The following is a 20,094-nucleotide window of genomic DNA, read 5'->3' on the forward strand; positions in this document are numbered from 1 at the left end:
ATGAAAGATTTTATGATGATTTTCATTGGTGCAGATTACCAAGAATTAGGTTTATCGCCAGAGCAGTTGCAAGAACGTATGGGAAAATGGTTCGCTTGGAACGAAAAAATGCAAAAACAAGGTATCGTAAAAGCTGGTGATGCATTGGTGCCACATGTAAAAAGAGTATCTGGACCAAACCGTACCGTAACCGATGCCCCGTTGATTGAAGGTAAAGAATTAATTGGAGGGTATTATATTGTACAAGCAAAGAATGCCGATGCCGTTGTAGAAATCGCAGAAGATTACCCAGATTACGATTTGGATGGCACCGTAGAAATTAGGGAAGTAATGGTATTTGACCTACAATAATATATGGAACATAAAGTAGTAGACCATCTTTTTAGACATCATTACGGGAAGATGGTCGCTATTTTAACCCGTTTTTTCGGGTTGTCATATATAGAAACCATTGAAGATGCGGTACAGGATACCTTTATAAAAGCAACTTCTCAATGGCGAACCCAAATTCCCGACAATCCAGAAGCTTGGCTGAACAGGGTTGCCAAAAACAGAACAATTGATATACTAAGAAGTATACAAGCTGAAAAGAATAGAAATCTTGCCATTACCACAGGTGCATCTTCGTTACAGATTGATGAACTGTTTTTAGACCACGAAGTAGCCGACAGTCAGTTGCGAATGATTTTCGTTGCCTGCCACCCAACTTTGCATCCTAATGAACAAATTGCATTTGCGCTTAAAACAATTTCAGGTTTTAGCATTAAAGAAATAGCTGCGGCATTGTTGACCAAAGAAGAAACTATTTCTAAACGACTGACCCGGGCAAAGAAAACAATTATAGAAAGGAATATTCAATTTCAGTACCCAAATCCAGAAGCAATTCATAATCGTATGGAGCAGGTCATGAAAGTCATTTATTTGACGTTTAATGAAGGGTTTCATTCCACTAATAAAGAAAAATTAATTAAAGAAGATTTGTGTGGCGAAGCTATTCGTCTTTGCCAACTTCTTTTGAAAAAAGAGCAGTTTAGAAGCGGAAGTTTGTATGCACTTTTTGCGTTACTCTGTTTTCACATGTCAAGACTGGAAAGTAAAATTTCGTCTGATAATCAATTGGTTAATTTGAAAAACCAAAACCGTACCAAATGGTATTTTCCACTGATAAAAATGGGGAATAGCGCAATGCACAAAGCCATGGATTATGATGATAGTTCTGTGTATCATTACGAAGCTGCTATAGCCTCTGAACATTTAAATGCCAAAACATTTAAAGATACCAACTGGAAAAAGATTTCTTATTGGTATGAACAGTTGCATACGTTTGAACCTAACATGTTTACATTGTTAAATCATGCAACAGTATGTCTTCAACTAAACGATTTAGCGAAAACATATCAATTATTGAATTGCATTGAGGTAGCCGTACTTGGTCAAAGAGCATATCTATATTATGGTTGTTTTGCGGAATATTATCTAAAAAAAGGTGAGAAAGATTTGGCAATCTCTTTTTTGGATAAAGCACTGCTGGAAACTTCGAATAAATTGGAGCGAGAGTTTTTGATGAAGAAGCGGGAAAAACTGCTATAGCAGTGTCTTTCTCTTAATATTGATAAACGCAACTTATCGAGGTTTTCAACATTATGAAGTATTTTACTTACGTTATTTGCTGTAATTGGTACTTTAGTATTAAATCAACAAACCTACTTAAACTTGAAAAAGTTCATTTCGATTGCCCTCATAGTTATTTCCACATATACTTTACAAGCTCAAGAACAGGCTGCTATATGGTATTTTGGCGAAAATGCGGGCTTGGACTTTAATTCTGGGGCGCCCGTTGCATTAACAGACGGGCAATTGAATACACTTGAAGGGTGTGCCACTATTTCAGATGCTACCGGTAGTTTACTTTTTTATACAGATGGTATTACGGTTTGGAATAGAAACCATATTCCAATGTCCAATGGAACGGGTTTATTAGGAAACCCAAGTAGCACTCAATCGGGTATTATAGTTCCTTATCCAGGAAATATAGACCTGTATTATATATTCACTATACACGATGCAGGAGAACCAGAGGGTCTGCAATATAGCATTCTAGATATGTCCTTGAATGGTGGTTTGGGAGATGTTATCACAAAAAATATACCCCTTGCTACTCCTGTGGCTGAAAAACTGACTGCTGTAGAACATACCAATGGTACGGATATTTGGGTAGTGGCACATGGTTATGGTAACAATGACTTTTTGGGGTATTTGGTAACACCAACTGGCTTAGTAACTACACCCGTAGTTTCATCGGTTGGGGAAATTTTACCTATAGCCCCTAATGGACAAGGTACAAGAGGGTATATGAAAATTTCTCCGGATGGGCAATTCTTGGTTTCTATTACAACGGGTACAAGACTTCGTGAATTGTTTCGTTTTGATTCGTTTTCTGGCCAAATAAGCAGTGCAATAGATTTAAATCCCTATTTTTTGCCTTTAATACCTCCAAATGCAGCTACTTTTTCTTATGGAGCGGAGTTTTCATCAGATAGTAGTAAGCTATATGTTACCTACACAAATTTTTATCTCAATTACACCCAAGAACATAGCATTCATCAATTTGATATGTCTAATTATAGCGAACCGGCTATTTTAGCTTCGGGAGTAGAAATTGCGCCAATAAAGCCAGGCGGTGTAGGGGCATTGCAGTTGGCGATAGATGGCAAGATTTATGTTGCAGAGTTTGAAAAGAATTATCTTAGTGTAATAAATAACCCAAATTTAGGAGGGTTGGCTAGTGATTATTCACCAAATACTGTTCCTCTATTGTCTGGTACAAGTTTATCGGGTCTTCCACCTTTTATCCAGTCCTTCTTTGTCATTGGCTTACGTGCAAGGAATTTTTGCTTAGGTGATGCTACCGATTTTGAAGTATCTTCATCTGATCCTATATTAAATATCATTTGGGATTTTGGAGATGGAAATACCTCTACTTTAGAAAATCCAAGTCATATCTATGCAGCACCTGGGGATTACACTGTATCAGTAACCGTAACCACAGCATCAGAAACCAAAATAGAAACTAAGGATATTACCATTTATGAAATTCCAATAGCTACAACAATAAATGGTTTAGAAAGATGTAGTGAACAAAACACATATTCTTTAGACTTAACCACGCTAAATAATGCAATTTTAGGTACTCAAAATCCATCAGTTTTTACGGTCACCTATTTTTCATCACAAGCTGACGCAGATACAAATAGTAATCCGTTAGCTTTTAGTTATGACTTTCCACTTGGAAGTACGGCAGTTTATGCACGAGTATCTAATAAAAGCAATACAGCTTGTTATGATACAACCCAGTTTAATGTCATTGCCCTGCAAGAACCAACATTGGGAACTATAACCGATTGGACCATTTGTGACGATGACCTTGACGGATTTTACACCTTTGACCTATCTGAAAAAGACATTGAGGTTTTTAATGGTCAAGATGAAACTATTTTTGATATAAGTTATTTTTCTTCTCAAGCTGATGCCGATACTGGTTCTAATCCGTTACCTATCAACTATACCAACACCTTGTCCAGTGAAGAAATTTTTGTGAGACTGGAAAATAGTACTCATACCGATTGTTATAAAACGGATAGTTTTACAATAGAGGTCAGCCCCGGTGTTGTTGCAAATACCCCTAATAATTTAGAGGTCTGTGATGATAATAATGATGGCTTCGCAACATTTTTGCTAAGCGATACAGAAGCGGAAATTATTGGAACACAAAGTTCAACTAGTTTACTAGTAACATATTATACCACTAAGGTAGATGCTGAAAATGGCACTGATGCACTATCCAATAGCTTTACAAATACCATTAGTTACAATCAAACAATATTCGTTAGAGTGCAAAATGCTACTGATGCTAGCTGTTATGCAATCACCAATTTTGAATTGCAAGTCTTTGATGCTCCAAATACTCCGTCAGTCACAGATTGGAATGTTTGTGACAATGATAACAATGGTAGTGCTGTTTTCGACCTTACCGAAAAGAATACGGAAATATTAGTAAATCAAAATGTTGATGATTTTACGGTGCGTTATTATGAGAATGCGGTAGATGCCAATTTGGCTCAAAATGAAATCAATGGTTTCTATCAAAACACAACAAACCCTCAAACTATATTTTACAGTATTGAGAACAATAGAAGCGCAACTTGTATTGTGACAAATAGTTTTGAAATTGAAGTGTATAACACGCCGTTTACACAAGCTCCATTACCTATAATTCTATGTGATGATAACGAAACAGGTATTCAAACTATAGATTTGACTCAAAAAGATGTGGAGATTTTAGGTAATCAATCTGTCAACGATTTCAAGGTAACGTATTTCGCCTCTCAAGTTGATGCTGAAAACAACACAAATACTTTAGATTCATCGGCATATACTAATGTATTGAATCAAGAAACTATTTACGCTCGGGTTCAGCCTACCAGTCTAGATAATTGCTACGCCACGACATTCTTTGAAATTATTATCAATTCTTTACCACAGATAAATTTAGAAGAACGTTATGTTATTTGTCCAGATAGTCCTGCTTTAGTTATTGATGGAGGTGATTTTGAATCGTGGTCTTGGCAAAATTTTGATGGTGTAGAACTAAGTACTATCAGAAATTTTAACGTGTCTGATTTAGGTGCATATCAATTAACCGTAAGCCAAACTACAAACGGCGTACGTTGTGAAAATTCCCGATCATTTGAGGTGTTATCATCTGGGGCACCAGAAACAATGGAAGTTGAAATTAACGGATTTTCAGACCAAATAGATATTACAATTAACGCAACAGGAACGGGACCTTTTGAATATTCGGTAGATGGTGATAACTATCAAGCTAGTAATGAGTTTGTGGTCTTCCCTGGAGAACATACAGTCTTTGTTAAAGATTTATTGGAGTGCAGGGTTATATCAAAAGATGTTATTGCCATTGGTTACCAGCGATTTTTTACTCCCAATGGAGATGGTAATAATGAATATTGGAACATTATTGGTGGAGAACTGTATCCTGAATCCCAATTGTTTATTTACGATAGATATGGAAAACTTTTGAAACAGATTAGTCCAAATTCTAAAGGGTGGGATGGAACTTCTAACGGTATCTCATTACCAGAATCAGATTATTGGTTTAAATATACATATTCTGAAAATCAAATAATTACAGGTCATTTTGCTTTAAAGCGATAAAATGATTTCGGTCTATTTTAAGTAGTTTAGAAATATATTCTTGAATTATCTTGTAACAAACTCAAGATTTTTCTTACTTATATTTTGAATACTAAAACCAACCGAATGTTTAAACGTTTTTCTTCCTTACAATGGAAATCCTTTTTTAGGTCCTCTAACCTTGGTAAAAGTTTAGGGATAAAAATAGTCATGGGATTTTTTGCGGTGTATATGTTGATATCGCTAGCCGTAACCGGTGGAGGTATGTACTTTCTACTGCGCAAATTCTTCCCAGATCAAAACCCTTTATGGATTGTTAGTCAATATTTTATTTACTGGATTCTAATGGAATTAATGCTCAGGTATTTTATGCAAAAACTACCGGTAATGGATATTAAGCCTTTTTTGACCACACCAGTGAAGAAAAGTACCATAGCACATTATATATTAGGTAGATCGGCTGCATCTATTTATAATTTATTGACCTTATTTTTTATTGTTCCCTTCGCTATTGTTCTTTTATTCAATGATTACCCTGTATTGAATGTATTATTATGGGTTGTTGCAATAAAGGCAATTGTTCTTAGTATTAACTATTTAAACCTTTTGGTCAATAAAAATGACAAGGTTCTTATTGCTATTGTAAGCTTACTCGTTTTGGGCTATGGATTAGATTATTTTGGGGTGTTTTCTATTAAGGAATTTTTTGCGCCCGTTTTTCATGCACTTTATGCATATCCCATAACAGTATTGATACCCGTTGCTCTAGCCTTGCTCATGTATTATATAAACTATACATATTTAAAAGATAAAATTTACCTAGATGCAAAACTTAAAGCGAAATCTGTAGAGGCAAATACCTCAGATTTAGCTTGGACAAAACGTTTTGGTGAAATGGGCTCTTTCTTACAACTTGATCTTAAAATGATATGGCGTAATAAAAGAACCAAGTCTCAAGTGTATATTTCTCTGCTATTTGTTTTTTACGGCTTAGTGTTTTACACCCAAGATATATATAGTAGTATGATGCCTATGAAAGCTTTTGTCGGCATATTTATGACAGGAATTTTCTTAAGTAATTTTGGTCAATTTATTCCAGCTTGGGATAGTAGCTATTATAGTATGATGATGTCGCAAAATATACCCATGCGCAAGTATTTGGAGTCTAAAGTTTCTTTAATTACGGTGAGTATAGTGGCTATGTTTTTATTGACTATACCTTATGTTTACTTTGGTTGGGATGCCTTGGCAATCAATTTTGGCTGTGCCTTATATAATTTAGGTGTAAATATACCGGTCATTTTATATTTCGGTTCTTTCAACAAGAAAAGGATTGAATTAGATCAGAGTCCGTTCGGTAATATGCAAGGTGCAAGTGCCACTCAATTTCTAGTAATGCTTCCTGTATTAGTTGTTCCTATTATTATATTTTCCATCTTTTATTACATTTTTAATTTAGAATTGGCAGTAGGTGTACTTTCAGTTTTAGGAATTATCGGTTTTGCTATGAAGAATTATCTATTAGGTTTAATTACGGAACAATACAAGAAAAAGAAATACGGAATGATTGCGGGCTTTAAAGAGAAAGCGAGTTAGGCTTTATCTATTTATCACATTACAATTCATCCAAAAAATATAGAACAACAAGATTATGATTACAATAGAAAATTTATCCAAAATTTACGGCGCACATAAAGTATTGAATATAGAATCTTTACATATTCCAACAGGACAAAGTTTCGGTTTGGTTGGTAATAATGGGGCAGGTAAAACAACGCTTTTTAGTTTGTTGCTTGACCTAATTCAGCCAACTACAGGACATATTATTAATAACGAAGTTCAGGTAAACACCAGTGAAAATTGGAAACCGTTTACATCATCTTTTATAGATGAAACTTTTTTGATCGGATATTTAACTCCCGAAGAGTATTTTTACTTCATTGGTGACCTACGTGGTCAAAACAAAGCCGATGTTGATGCACTATTGGCGCAGTATCAAGATTTCTTTCATGGTGAAATATTGGGTCAGAAAAAGTACTTGAGAGACCTATCTAAGGGAAACCAAAAGAAAGCAGGTATTGTTGCTTCTTTTATTGGTAATCCTAAAGTGGTGATTCTAGATGAACCTTTTGCCAATTTAGATCCAACAACACAGATTCGTCTAAAGCAAATTATAAAAGAGCTTGCAGCACAGCAAGATGTTACTGTTTTGGTTTCTAGTCACGATTTAATTCATGTAACCGAAGTTTGCGAACGTATTGTGGTGTTAAACAAAGGCGAGGTGGTAAGAGATATTGAAACTTCTACCGAAACTTTAAAAGAATTAGAAGTGTTCTTTGGTTCAGATAATGCTGAGGTGGTTCTGGAAGATTAACCAATGTATTTTTGGTTTAGTTACAGTTGAAAATCTAACTTTTGGTGTAAAACCCCATAAATTTATTAAACCGACCGTTAGGTCGGTTTTTCAATAATACACCTTTACTGTAAGGTTAATAAAAGTCGATAAAGAATTCGTTGATCAGATTAACTGCAATAAAATGATGAAATCTTGATCATTTTATGTCAAAACAAACTACTCAGTCTGTTATAAAAGTATCATCCAGGTTGTTTCCATTATTATCATTCAAAAATAAATATGCAGTTTACCGATAAACGGTATAATAATCTGGTTGTTTTTAAGTTAAACATACATACGTAGATTATCTATTTTGAATCTTAGAAACAAACTTATTTTATCCGGTGTTTTGGCGAGTATGCTATTTAATGCATGTTCTGTCAAGAAAGACAAGTTCGTAAACCGTAATTGGCACGCGCTCAATACCAAGTACAATACCTTGTATAATGGTAACATTGCTTTTGACCTGGGGCGAGAAACTTTGAACGATACGTATCAAGATGACTATTTTGAAGTATTGCCAATAGAACGTTTAGAAGTTAGTGGTGAAATAAAACTAGATTCAGAAGACAACAACCCTAATTTCCTTATTGCAGAAGAAAAAGCTACCAAGGCTATTCAACGCCATAGTATGGATATTAAGGATGAAGAGCGAAACCCTCAAATAGATGAAGCATTTCTGCTATTAGGCAAAGCCCGTTATTTTGATGAACGCTACATTCCTGCATTAGAATCCTTTAATTACATTCTTAATAAATACTCAGAAAGTGATAAGCTTAATGAAGCCAGTATTTGGAGAGAAAAGGTAAACATAAGACTAGAAAACGATGACCTTGCCATTAAAAATTTAAAACGCTTAATGAAGTACGAGCGTTTAAAAGACCAAGAATATGCCGACGCTAGAGCTATGTTGGCACAAGCATATATTAACCTAAATGCTCCTGATACTGCAGTGCAAAACCTTAAGGTTGCATCGCATTACACCAAGAAAAACCCTGAAAAAGGAAGGTATTACTATATCATTGGTCAGTTGTACAATCAGATGGGTTTTAAGGACAGTGCTAATTATGCTTTTGATAAGGTAATTGAGCTGAACAGAAAATCTCCAAGAGTTTACATGATCAATGCGGAGATTGAAAAACTTAAGAATACCAAAGTAACTAGCGAGAATAAAGAAGAGGTTTTGGAGTATTTGACTAAAATGGAGTTGAATAGAGAAAACAGACCTTTTTTAGATGGTATTTATAGACAGTTGGCCGAATTTCATTTGGAGCAAGAAGCCGATAGTTTGGCAATCGTATATTTTAATAAATCGCTTCGGGCTTCGCAGAACAAACCAAAATTAAATGCGCTTAATTATGAGAATTTGGCGGAATATAATTTTGATGAAAGTGTTTACAAGCCTGCCGGTGCCTATTATGATAGTGTACTGACCAATCTAAACGAGAATACTAAGAAATTTAGGGCAATAAAGAAAAAGCGTGATAACCTTGAAGATGTAATTAAATACGAAGATATTGTTCAATATTCCGATAGTGTTATTACGGTATTTGAAATGCCAAAAGAAGAGCAGTTGGCATATTTTGGAAAGCATATTGAAGAATTACAAAAGGCGAAAGAAGCAGCGCAGAAAAAAGAAAAGCAAAGAATTACCGATGGTTTTGCGGCTTTTAACAATAGTAAAGGTGGTAAAGAGAATAAGGGTAAGTTCTATTTCTACAATATTACCAGTTTAGGCTATGGCCAAAATGATTTTAAAAACCGTTGGGGCAATAGAGAGCTCACTGATGATTGGCGCTGGTCAGACAAGTCACTTGTCAATAGTGAGAATATTGCATTACAAAATGCACCGGGAACAAATGATAGTTTAAATGTGGTAAGTGAAGACGAGAAATTCTCTTTAGATTATTATATGGATCGTTTACCTACAGATGTTACCATAATCGATAGCTTAAAGACAGAACGAAATTTTGCGAACTATCAATTAGGACTTATCTATAAGGAGAAATTCAACGAGAATTTGTTGGCAGCAGAGAAGCTTGAAAATGTATTGGCATCAAATGCGGAAGAACGTTTGATTCTTCCTTCAAAATATAACTTGTATAAAATTTACGAAGAAGTTGGTAGTCCGTTGAAAGAAACAATGAAGGCAGATATTATTGCCAACCATGCAGATTCTAGATACGCTGAAATATTGTTGAATCCGCAAGCCGTATTGGCAAATAGTTCAGACAGTCCAGAAAAGCGCTATGAGAGTTTGTTCAAACAATACCAAGAACAACATTATTTACAGGTAATAACAGGTGCAGAGGAAAATATCAATAGATTTACCGGTGATCCAATAGTGCCAAAATTTGAGATGTTAAAAGCGAACGCCATTGGAAGGTTGCAAGGGTTTGAGCTTTTTAAAGAAGCATTGAACTATGTGGCATTGACTTACCCTAATAATCCAGAAGGTAAAAAGGCAGAACAGATGATTGCCGAGCAGCTTCCTAAATTAGAACAAAAAGACTTTTCTCCAGAGACAGACTCCAAAGGAACATCAAACTGGAAAGTGGTTTTCCCTTTTAAAAGGAGCAATAACGAAAAGGCTTTGAAATTGATGGAACTGTTAGAAAAATCAATTGAAGACCTTAGATATAAAAATAAAGTTTCAAGAGATATTTATAATGTAGAAGACCAATTTGTGGTCGTTCACGGATTTAAATCGAAAGATTTCGCACTTGGTTACGCCGAGCTATTAAAAAATAATAAGGATTACCGAGTTGCTGATGAGAATTTTGTAGTTTTATCAGAGAACTATAAGATTATACAGGTGCACAAAAATATAATCGATTATAGAAATACGCTTTTAACCCCAAAACCGTGAACAATGTTTTCAGACAGACAAAAACCCAAAGCTATGAATGAAATAGGAGGACAGCCGAACAGAATAGAGAAGAACACAAAAATTAAAGGAGATATCATCTCAGAAGCAGATTTTCGTATCGATGGTAAGTTAGATGGCAATGTTAAAACCTCAGGTAAAGTGGTCATAGGTAAAGATGGCTATATACATGGCAAAGTAGAATGTGTAAATGCGGATATAGAAGGTAGTTTTAACGGAGAATTGAACGTATCTGATCTGTTATCCTTAAAATCGTCTGCAGTTATAGAGGGTACTGTTTCAGTAAGTAAATTGGCAGTAGAACCTGGCGCTACTTTTAATGCATCTTGTAACATGGGAGGCAAAAAAGGAGGAAGTAACCCAGCTGGTTTTAAATCACCGAACAATGGAGCCGCAAAAGCCTCGTAAAGGCAATGATAATTCCGAGTTACTAAGAAATGCCGCAAGCTTAAGTGGTGTGGCCATACAAATGGGTGTCACCATATTTTTAGGCAATCTTTTAGGAGAATGGTTAGATGAAAAATTTGAAAAAACGTTTTTAGAAGACACATTTACTTTACTTGCAGTATTTTTGTCTATCTATTTGGTCATAAAGAAAGTTATGGCATTAAATAAATAAACGTTGCTAAAAAAAATTATTTTATACATAGTCGTGTTCACTGTTGTGGGCGCGACTTCCTTTCTTTTACAAGATCAGTTATTGGGCAATGCCGAACCGTATTTTGAGCCCTTATTACAAAAAGCCTATACATTTCATTATGTGTTTTCGTTGGTATTGGTCATCACCTTCTTAATTGCGTCGAAGAACAATTCATTTTTTCAGCAGTTAGGCTTTCTTTATATGGCCGCACTTGTATTTAAGATCACTTTGTTCGCAATGATCTTCTATCCTTACCTGCTTGGAGAACTAATTATGCCTCAGTTATATAGGGGAATGTTATTGATTCCAATCTTAATATTTCTTTTTCTAGAGGTATTTTTTATAGCTAAAATTATGGGGAATAAAAGTCTATAAATTTTAAAGCTTTAAAATTGGGATGGTTATGTTATTATTGACTACTTTTGCGCAAAATTTCTAGGAGCTTAATTTTTTGACATAGAACTAATGATGAAAGTTTCAAATACGATTAAAACCTTATTACAACTTCTAATACTTTGTTTCTCATTGCAAAGTTTTGCACTATCCGATACCGAACAAGAAGGTACGGTGAGTACTAAAGAAGAGGTAGATGAGTATATTTTACACCACTTAAAAGACTCTCATGATTTTCACTTGTTTTCATATACCAATGATGCAGGCGAAAGAAAACATGTTGGTTTTCCATTACCGGTGATCTTATGGTCAAGCAACGGATTGGTAACTTTTATGTCGTCTGAATTTCATCATGATGATAACGGTGAAGTAATCGTGGAAAAGAACGGATCTAAATTCGTAAAGCTTCACAGTAAAATTTATGAGTTGGAAGCGGGCGCATCTTCAGTGAATTTTGATGAAGAGCACCATGCAACAAATGCGCATAAGGTTTTAGATTTTTCTATTACCAAAAGTGTAGTTGGGGTGTTGTTGGTAGGTTTATTAATGCTACTCGCCTTTTCTTCATTGGCTAAGCAGTATGCCAAGAAAAGTATTCCTACAGGATTCGGTAGAGTGTTAGAACCATTGGTTTTATATGTTAGGGATGAAATTGCAAGACCTAACATTGGCGAAAAGCATTACAGAAAATTTACAGGGTACCTTTTAACCGTATTCTTTTTTATATGGGTACTGAACTTATTGGGTCTTACTCCTTTCGGTTTTAACGTTACAGGGCAAATAGCCGTAACTGCTTGTTTGGCTATTTTCACATTGATCATTTATACGGTAAGTGGTAATAAAGATTACTGGATGCACATTTTATGGATGCCGGGCGTACCTGTATTCGTAAAACCTATATTGGCTATTATAGAATTAGCAGGTGCATTTATCATTAAACCATTTTCATTGTTAGTGCGTTTGTTCGCAAACATATCTGCAGGTCACATTGTAGTAATGAGCTTAATTGCAATTATGTTTACACTTAAAGAGAGTTTAGGTGTAGCGGGCGCTACTGGTCTTTCTTTGGTGTTGTCATTTTTTATTACGTTAATTGAGGTTTTAGTAGCCTTTTTGCAAGCATATATATTTACCGCGCTTTCAGCCTTGTTTATAGGTATGGCAGTTGCAGAACACGACCATGATCATCATCATGATGAGGCTGGTCACGAAGTAGCCGATACAGAAGATGTAAGGGCAGACTTCATATAAAAAAGAGTTTTTTTAATTTAATTATATAAATCAATTAGTATGGTAACTTACAATTTAATTGGAGCAGGTTTAATCGTTATCGGAGCAGGTTTAGGTCTTGGTCAAATCGGTGGTAAAGCAATGGAAGGTATTGCTCGTCAACCAGAAGCGGCAGGAAAAATTCAAACTGCGATGATTATCGTAGCTGCACTTTTAGAAGGTTTAGCATTCGGTGCTTTGTTCTTAGGAAAATAAGAACACGAAAACCCAAAGGCATTTTCCTGTAACGGTTGGTTGCAGGAAATGTTTTTAATTATTGATTTAGATTTTAAAGATTAAGATATGGAAGTTTTATTGAATGATTTTTCACCAGGATTGTTTATTGTACAAACAATATTATTATTAGGTTTAATTTTCTTAATGGTAAAATTTGCCTGGAAACCTATCTTGAACTCATTGAACGAGAGAGAGACAGGAATACAAGAAGCATTGGCTGCTGCTGAAAAGGCTAAAGCAGATATGCAGAACCTACAAGCGGATAATGACAGAATGTTGCAAGAAGCACGTTCTGAGCGTGAGGCAATGTTAAAAGATGCTCGTGAGATCAAAGAAAAAATGATCGCGGATTCTAAAGAGCAAGCAAAATTAGAAGGTGATAAAATGTTGAAGCAAGCGCAAGCTGCTATCGACAGTGAGAAAAAAGCTGCTGTAGCTGACATTAAAAGTCAGGTTGCAGAATTGTCTGTAGCAATTGCCGAGAAAGTAATAAAAGAAGAGTTATCTAGTAATGACAAGCAATTGAAGTTGGTAGATACAATGTTGAGCGATATAAAACTTAACTAAAAGAAATAATGAGCGAATCTAGAGCTGCATTACGTTACGCAAAGGCGATATTGGATATGGCCAAGGAAAACAAAGCCTTGGACGCTGTTGAGAAAGATATGCGTTCAATCGCCGCTACTATTTCCGATAGTAAAGAATTAAAAGATGTATTGGCTAGTCCGGTAGTTTCTGGTACTTCTAAAAAGAGTGCATTACTTGAAATTTTCAAAGGGTGTAATTCAATTACAGAAGGTACAATTACTATGTTGGTTGACAACAAACGTTTAGCTATGCTAAATGAAGTCGCCTTAAAATACATTATTCTTAATGAGCAATTAAAAGGTAAAAACGTAGCTTATGTGACTACTGCTGTGCCTTTAAATGCTGCAATGGAGAAAAAAATATTAAAGCAAGTTGCTACAATTACTGGAGATGAAGTTACCATTGAAAGTAAAATTGATGAAAGTATCATAGGAGGATTTATCTTAAGAGTTGGAGATTTACAGTACGATGCTAGCATAAGTAACAAGCTTAGTAATTTAAAAAGAGAATTTTCAAATAGTCTATAATAACTATATAAGACCACGAATGTTTACATTCATGATCTAATATCTTATATCTAATTAAAAATGGCAGGAGTAAAAGCCGCTGAAGTATCAGCAATTTTAAAGAAACAATTATCAGGATTCGATGCTACCGCTACTTTAGACGAAGTAGGTACTGTATTACAGGTAGGTGATGGTATCGCAAGGGTTTTCGGACTAGCTAATGCTCAATATGGAGAATTGGTTGAATTTGAAGGCGGACTTGAAGGTATCGTTCTTAACCTTGAAGAAGATAACGTTGGTGTGGTTCTTTTAGGACCTTCTAAATCTGTTGGTGAGGGAGATACGGTTAAACGTACGCAACGTATTGCTTCTGTAAAAGTTGGTGAAGGTATTGTTGGTCGTGTTGTGGATACTTTAGGTAACCCAATTGACGGTAAAGGACCTATTTCTGGCGATACTTATGAAATGCCACTTGAGCGTAAAGCTCCTGGTGTTATCTATAGAGAGCCGGTAACCGAGCCAATGCAATCTGGTATTAAGGCAATTGATGCCATGATCCCAGTAGGTAGAGGACAAAGAGAGTTGGTTATTGGTGACCGTCAAACTGGTAAGACTACAGTTTGTATCGATACCATTTTGAATCAAAAAGAATTTTATGATGCTGGTGAGCCTGTTTACTGTATCTATGTTGCCATAGGTCAAAAGGCATCTACCGTTGCCGGTATTGCTCAAGTATTAGAAGATAAAGGCGCAATGGCGTATACGACTATTGTGGCTGCAAATGCATCCGACCCTGCACCAATGCAAGTATATGCACCGTTTACAGGAGCATCTATTGGTGAGTATTTCCGTGATACTGGTCGTCCTGCATTAATTATATATGATGATTTATCTAAACAAGCGGTTGCTTACCGTGAGGTGTCTCTTTTGTTAAGAAGACCACCAGGACGTGAGGCTTACCCAGGTGACGTTTTCTACCTGCACTCTAGATTATTGGAGCGTGCGGCTAAGGTTATCAATGATGATGATATCGCAAAAGAAATGAACGATTTACCTGAGGTATTAAAGCCAATGGTAAAAGGTGGTGGTTCTTTGACTGCATTACCAATTATTGAAACACAAGCGGGTGACGTTTCTGCTTATATTCCAACAAACGTAATTTCTATTACTGACGGACAGATATTCTTGGAGCAAGATTTATTCAACCAAGGTGTAAGACCGGCAATTAACGTGGGTATTTCTGTATCTCGTGTTGGTGGTAACGCTCAGATTAAATCAATGAAGAAAGTTGCGGGTACATTGAAGTTGGATCAAGCGCAGTTCCGTGAATTGGAAGCATTTGCGAAATTCGGTTCTGATCTAGATGCAGCAACATTGAACGTTATTGAAAAAGGACGTAGAAACGTTGAAATCTTAAAGCAGGCACAAAACGATCCGTTTACAGTAGAGGATCAAGTAGCTATTATTTATGCAGGTTCTAAAAACTTGTTAAGAGATGTTCCTGTTGAGAAAGTAAAAGAATTTGAACGTGACTACTTAGAGTTTTTGAACGCTAAGCACAGAGATGTTCTAGATACATTGAAGTCTGGTAAACTTACCGATGAGGTTACAGATACATTGACTTCTGTTTGTAAAGAGCTTTCTGCGAAATATAAGAACTAAAAAAGTACTGAGTACTGAGTAAAAAGTACATAGTATTGAAGCAACTTAATACTATGTACTTTTTACTAAATACTGAATAAAATGGCAAATTTAAAGGAAATACGAAATAGGATTTCATCGGTTTCTTCAACGATGCAGATTACCAGTGCCATGAAAATGGTTTCTGCTGCTAAATTGAAAAAGGCGCAAGATGCCATTACGGCAATGAGACCTTATGCCGATAAGCTGACCGAGTTACTACAAAATCTTAGTGCTAGTTTAGAAGGTGATTCTGGTAGTGTGTATGCAGATAATCGTGTAGTAAATAAAGTCTTGATCGTATCGGTTACTTCTAATAGAGGTCTTTGTGGTGCTTTTAACACCAACATTTTAAAGCAGTCTGTAAACCTTGTAGAGAATGTATATGCTGGGAAAGAAGTAGATTTTGTTGCGGTTGGTAAAAAGGCTAACGATTATTTAGGTAAACGTTATAAGGTTATTGCTAATCATAGCGGTGTCTTTGATGACTTAACTTTTGATAATGTAGCTGCCATTGCAGAAGATTTAATGGAATTGTTTACAGCGGGTGCATATGATCGCATTGAAGTTGTTTATAACAAGTTTAAAAATGCGGCTACTCAAATTGTAATGACAGAGCAATTTTTGCCAATTGTACCATTAGAAGTTGAAGAAACGGCAAGCGCAGATTATACTTTTGAACCTTCAAAAGTTGAAATCATTGAGCAATTGATACCTAAATCACTGAAAACACAATTGTATAAAGGAATAAGAGATTCTTTTGCAAGTGAGCATGGTGCACGTATGACGGCAATGCATAAAGCAACAGATAATGCTACCGAGTTACGTGATCAATTAAAATTGACCTATAACAAAGCAAGACAAGCTGCAATTACTAACGAGATATTAGAAATCGTTGGTGGTGCAGAAGCATTGAATAACTAATGCCACTTGATAACATATTTGAAGTCATTTTGAGCTTGAACATATACTAAGTTGAAAACCCCACCTTAACGTGGGGTTTTTACTTTTATAGCTATTAGATTCCTTTTTTTATCCGACTTTTGCTTTGACCATGAAATCTAAAAAAACCGCCTTACTTTTTATTTTTATTACCATTTTAGTTGATGTCATCGGTATAGGCATCATTCTTCCAATTATTCCAGATTTGATTATGGAGTTAACGGGCGAAGGTAATCACATGGCAATCATCTATGGAATGTGGCTCACGACCGCATTTGCCGGTATGCAGTTTTTGTTTTCACCTGTGCTAGGTGAAATTTCCGATAGATTTGGTAGAAGACCCATATTGCTTATTGCGCTGTTAGGCTTAAGTATCGATTACTTGATTCATGCGTGGGCGCCAACAATTACCTGGTTGTTTCTTGGGCGATTTTTAGCAGGTATCACAGGTGCTAGTTTTACTGTTGCCTCTGCTTATATTGCCGACGTAAGTACGAAAGAAAACAAAGCAAAAAATTTTGGATTAATTGGGGCTGCTTTCGGAATAGGTTTTATCATCGGTCCTGGTATTGGTGGTTTTTTTGGTGAGATAGATATTCGTTTACCATTTTATATAGCTGCTGGCTTAACGTTTGCCAATTTTCTTTTTGGCTATTTCTTTGTTCCTGAATCGTTGACAAAAGAAAATAGACGACAAATCAATTTTTCTAAAATGATTCCAGGGGTTTCTTTGTTCGCATTGAGAAACTACAAGGGGATCTTACTATTGATATCTGCTTTTTTCTTGGCAAATCTTGCTGGGCAGGCACTTCCATCTACATGGTCATACTACGGTATAGAGCGATATGATTGGACTCCGAAAGAAATAGGATTGTCGCTTATGGTCGTAGGTTTATTGGTTGCAATCGTACAAGGGTTTTTAGTAGGTAAGATTGTAAAGAAGTTTGGAAAGCGTAAAGTAATTACCTTCGGTTTTTTGTTATGGACGGTTGGTATGTTCTTATTTTCTTTTGCCAAAGAACCGTGGATGCTATATGCGTTCTTAATTCCGTATGCATTGGGCGGTATTGCTGGTCCAACGGTACAAGGCGTAATTTCTAACCAAGTATCTGAAAAGGAGCAGGGAATTTTGCAGGGATCGATTACCGGTTTGGTTAGTATTACTGCCATACTTGGGCAATTCATCTTTGCGCCCGTGTTTTATTATTTTATACGCCCTGAGGGGTCAATCTACTTTCCAGGAGCGCCATATGCTTTGGCGGCAGTATTTCTCTTAGCGGCTTTTATTTTAGCATCTATAGCCATAAAAAGAATGGATGTAGAGCCGGAATAAAATCTTTTTTCAATTTAGGATGTAACATTTTTTAGTTTTTGAATCTAAAGGGCAAACAAACAAAAAACTCTTACGATGAAAACAATTAAAAATTTACTATTCGGATTACTAATTTTTTCAGCACTTTCAACAGCGGCAAAAGGCAAGCCTTTTGAAGTAAAAGTTACTGGCGAAGGAAATCCAATTCTTCTTTTCCCTGGATTTGCGTGCACAGGTGAAGTTTGGGACGCTACGGTGGTAGAGCTATCAAAAAAATATGAATGTCATGTTTTTACTTTTGCCGGATTCGGTGACGTTGCTGCCATTGAAAAACCTTGGTTACCAAAAATAAAGGAAGGTGTTGTATCCTATATATCAGAAAATGAATTAGAAAATCCTGTTTTACTAGGTCATAGTTTAGGTGGTGCATTGGCACTTTGGATGGCAGCAGAGGGTAATTCATATAAAGAACTGATCATTGTAGATGCTTTACCATCAACCGGTGTTTTAATGAGGCCCGATTTTAAAAGTGAGTACATGGTGTATGATTCGCCATATAATAAACAACTATTAGCTATGAACGATACCGATTTTGAAGCTATGGTTGTTCAAATGGCTAGTGGTATGACCAAAGAAAAATCAAATCAAGAAATAATTAAAAATTGGATGATTCTGGCAGATAAAGAGACCTATGTCTATGGGTATACCGATTTATTAAAGTTAGATCTGCGTGAAGATTTGTCTAAGATTAATGCACCGGTGACTATTTTGGCGGCTACAGAACCTTATGGTTTAGAAATGGCAAAATCTACTTATGACCTACAGTATAAAGCGCTTGCAGAATACACTATTGACTTTGCAAATGGCTCATCACATTTTATCATGTATGATCAACCACAGTGGTTTATAAAGAATCTTAAAAATGCCTTGAAGAACTAATGAGGTCTAAAGAAATCATATACCAGAAAATATATGAAGAAAACTACCCAAAAGTAATGCGATTATGCATGGGGTATACTTCAGGTAACCAGTCTCTTGCTAAAGATCTGGTACAGGAAACTTTTATAAAAATTTGGCAGAATTTAGACGCTTTTAGAAATGAAAGCGGAATAGGCACTTGGATTTATCGTATTTGTGTGAATACCTGTTTAGCTGAAATACGGCGGGAACGGAAAAAAGATAGGGAGCTACAAATTGATAGTCTGCAGGTAAGTGACAATAGTGACAACCCTGTTGAAAAAGAAGATATGTTAGTGCAATTATACAAGTGCATAAATAAACTAAGCAGCACTAATAAAGCAATAATATTATTGGAATTGGAAGGCTTGCCCCAACTAGAGATTTCAGAAATAATTGGGATAAAACATGAAGCTGTACGAACTAGAATTCATAGAATAAAACAACAACTTACAAAATGTGTAAACAATGAATAATTTTGAAGATTTACAAAAGAAATGGCAGAACCAATCAGGTGTTTCTGCAACGGAAGACGGATTTCAATCCCTTTTAAAAAGCGTAAAATCCATAGAACAGAAACAAAGAACAGGAAACATAGTTTTGACCCTTACTATTATTATTCTAGTGTCTTTTCTGATATATGTTTCAGGATACAACAGCGCGACATTTATGCTTGGTATCGGTTTAATGATCGGTAGTTTAGTGATTAGAATTGCTATTGAATTGTTTAGTTTGAAAAGGCTGCGTAGCATTAACTTTAGTAAAGATGCAAATACTTTTACTGAAAATTTAACTAGTTATTATTCCTTTAGAAAATATACGCATTACATAATTACACCTTTAGCTCTTATAGTTTATACCGTTGGGTTTATAATATTATTGCCATTGTTTAAGGCTAGCTTATCAAACGGATTTTATATTTATATTCTATGCTCATCAGTAGTGTTTTTAGTCCTGTTCTCAGTGTTTTTATACAAACAAGTAAAGAATGAACTTTTTAAATTAAAGCAATTACAAATGCAAGAGGGAGTATAATATTTGTGATCACGATGTTAAATGACCTATTAAACCCATATT

General features: G+C 35.5%; 19 protein-coding genes. All 19 read left to right on the forward strand.

Translation table 11 applies throughout. The annotated features are described in order from the left end of the window. The 19 genes from EXIGUO8A_RS07515 to EXIGUO8A_RS07605 all read left to right on the forward strand — a co-directional run bounded on the left by EXIGUO8A_RS07515 (nucleotide 1) and on the right by EXIGUO8A_RS07605 (nucleotide 20,052). A complete protein-coding gene (locus tag EXIGUO8A_RS07515; RefSeq protein ID WP_159302626.1) occupies nucleotides 1-351 on the forward strand; it encodes a YciI family protein in 351 nt (116 codons plus the stop codon). Nucleotides 352-354: 3 nt separating this feature from the next. Then, the gene (locus EXIGUO8A_RS07520) at nucleotides 355-1,590 is read left to right on the forward strand and encodes an RNA polymerase sigma factor (protein WP_159302627.1); all 1,236 of its coding nucleotides are present in this window, start codon (nucleotides 355-357) and stop codon (nucleotides 1,588-1,590) included. Between the two features lie 123 nt (nucleotides 1,591-1,713). Further along, nucleotides 1,714-5,232, forward strand: coding sequence for a T9SS type B sorting domain-containing protein (locus EXIGUO8A_RS07525; protein WP_159302628.1), 3,519 nt, complete (start codon nucleotides 1,714-1,716; stop codon nucleotides 5,230-5,232). A 105-nt stretch (nucleotides 5,233-5,337) separates the two neighbouring features. After that, on the forward strand, nucleotides 5,338-6,807 hold the full coding sequence (locus tag EXIGUO8A_RS07530; protein WP_159302629.1) for a DUF5687 family protein: 1,470 nt from the start codon (nucleotides 5,338-5,340) through the stop codon (nucleotides 6,805-6,807). Between the two features lie 55 nt (nucleotides 6,808-6,862). Next, on the forward strand, nucleotides 6,863-7,585 hold the full coding sequence (locus EXIGUO8A_RS07535) for an ABC transporter ATP-binding protein (protein ID WP_159302630.1): 723 nt from the start codon (nucleotides 6,863-6,865) through the stop codon (nucleotides 7,583-7,585). A gap of 379 nt (nucleotides 7,586-7,964) precedes the next feature. Further along, entirely contained in the window at nucleotides 7,965-10,475 is a 2,511-nt protein-coding gene (gene porW, locus EXIGUO8A_RS07540) for a type IX secretion system periplasmic lipoprotein PorW/SprE (protein WP_407658228.1), read from the forward strand. 3 nt (nucleotides 10,476-10,478) lie between these two features. Beyond that, nucleotides 10,479-10,901 (forward strand): bactofilin family protein, encoded by a 423-nt coding sequence (locus tag EXIGUO8A_RS07545; RefSeq protein WP_071340843.1) that lies wholly within the window; start codon nucleotides 10,479-10,481, stop codon nucleotides 10,899-10,901. Continuing rightward, nucleotides 10,879-11,112: an AtpZ/AtpI family protein gene (locus tag EXIGUO8A_RS07550; RefSeq protein WP_116771633.1), complete on the forward strand. Its 234-nt coding sequence runs from the start codon at nucleotides 10,879-10,881 to the stop codon at nucleotides 11,110-11,112. The genes EXIGUO8A_RS07545 and EXIGUO8A_RS07550 overlap by 23 nt, the downstream gene beginning before the upstream one ends. A gap of 3 nt (nucleotides 11,113-11,115) precedes the next feature. Beyond that, a complete protein-coding gene (locus EXIGUO8A_RS07555; RefSeq protein WP_159302632.1) occupies nucleotides 11,116-11,508 on the forward strand; it encodes a DUF6168 family protein in 393 nt (130 codons plus the stop codon). A 93-nt stretch (nucleotides 11,509-11,601) separates the two neighbouring features. After that, nucleotides 11,602-12,777, forward strand: coding sequence for a F0F1 ATP synthase subunit A (gene atpB / locus EXIGUO8A_RS07560; RefSeq protein WP_159304416.1), 1,176 nt, complete (start codon nucleotides 11,602-11,604; stop codon nucleotides 12,775-12,777). Between the two features lie 39 nt (nucleotides 12,778-12,816). Then, complete coding sequence (gene atpE / locus EXIGUO8A_RS07565; protein ID WP_027065438.1) at nucleotides 12,817-13,011, forward strand: ATP synthase F0 subunit C; 195 nt, start codon at nucleotides 12,817-12,819, stop codon at nucleotides 13,009-13,011. Nucleotides 13,012-13,098: 87 nt separating this feature from the next. Further along, entirely contained in the window at nucleotides 13,099-13,599 is a 501-nt protein-coding gene (locus EXIGUO8A_RS07570; protein WP_159302633.1) for a F0F1 ATP synthase subunit B, read from the forward strand. Nucleotides 13,600-13,607: 8 nt separating this feature from the next. After that, on the forward strand, nucleotides 13,608-14,147 hold the full coding sequence (atpH, locus tag EXIGUO8A_RS07575) for an ATP synthase F1 subunit delta (protein WP_159302634.1): 540 nt from the start codon (nucleotides 13,608-13,610) through the stop codon (nucleotides 14,145-14,147). A gap of 60 nt (nucleotides 14,148-14,207) precedes the next feature. Further along, nucleotides 14,208-15,788, forward strand: coding sequence for a F0F1 ATP synthase subunit alpha (atpA, locus tag EXIGUO8A_RS07580; RefSeq protein ID WP_116771638.1), 1,581 nt, complete (start codon nucleotides 14,208-14,210; stop codon nucleotides 15,786-15,788). Nucleotides 15,789-15,869: 81 nt separating this feature from the next. Beyond that, nucleotides 15,870-16,730, forward strand: a complete 861-nt coding sequence (atpG, locus tag EXIGUO8A_RS07585; protein ID WP_159302635.1) for an ATP synthase F1 subunit gamma — start codon at nucleotides 15,870-15,872, stop codon at nucleotides 16,728-16,730. Nucleotides 16,731-16,860: 130 nt separating this feature from the next. Continuing rightward, a complete protein-coding gene (locus EXIGUO8A_RS07590; RefSeq protein WP_159302636.1) occupies nucleotides 16,861-18,081 on the forward strand; it encodes a TCR/Tet family MFS transporter in 1,221 nt (406 codons plus the stop codon). Between the two features lie 75 nt (nucleotides 18,082-18,156). Next, on the forward strand, nucleotides 18,157-18,999 hold the full coding sequence (locus EXIGUO8A_RS07595) for an alpha/beta fold hydrolase (protein WP_159302637.1): 843 nt from the start codon (nucleotides 18,157-18,159) through the stop codon (nucleotides 18,997-18,999). Then, a complete protein-coding gene (locus EXIGUO8A_RS07600) occupies nucleotides 18,999-19,493 on the forward strand; it encodes an RNA polymerase sigma factor (RefSeq protein WP_159302638.1) in 495 nt (164 codons plus the stop codon). Before EXIGUO8A_RS07595 ends, EXIGUO8A_RS07600 begins: the two co-directional genes overlap by 1 nt. Further along, a complete protein-coding gene (locus EXIGUO8A_RS07605) occupies nucleotides 19,486-20,052 on the forward strand; it encodes a hypothetical protein (RefSeq protein ID WP_159302639.1) in 567 nt (188 codons plus the stop codon). Before EXIGUO8A_RS07600 ends, EXIGUO8A_RS07605 begins: the two co-directional genes overlap by 8 nt. Nucleotides 20,053-20,094 lie beyond the last annotated feature (42 nt).

It is taken from the genome of Maribacter litoralis (assembly GCF_902506355.1).
Taxonomy (GTDB): Bacteria; Bacteroidota; Bacteroidia; order Flavobacteriales; family Flavobacteriaceae; genus Maribacter; species Maribacter litoralis.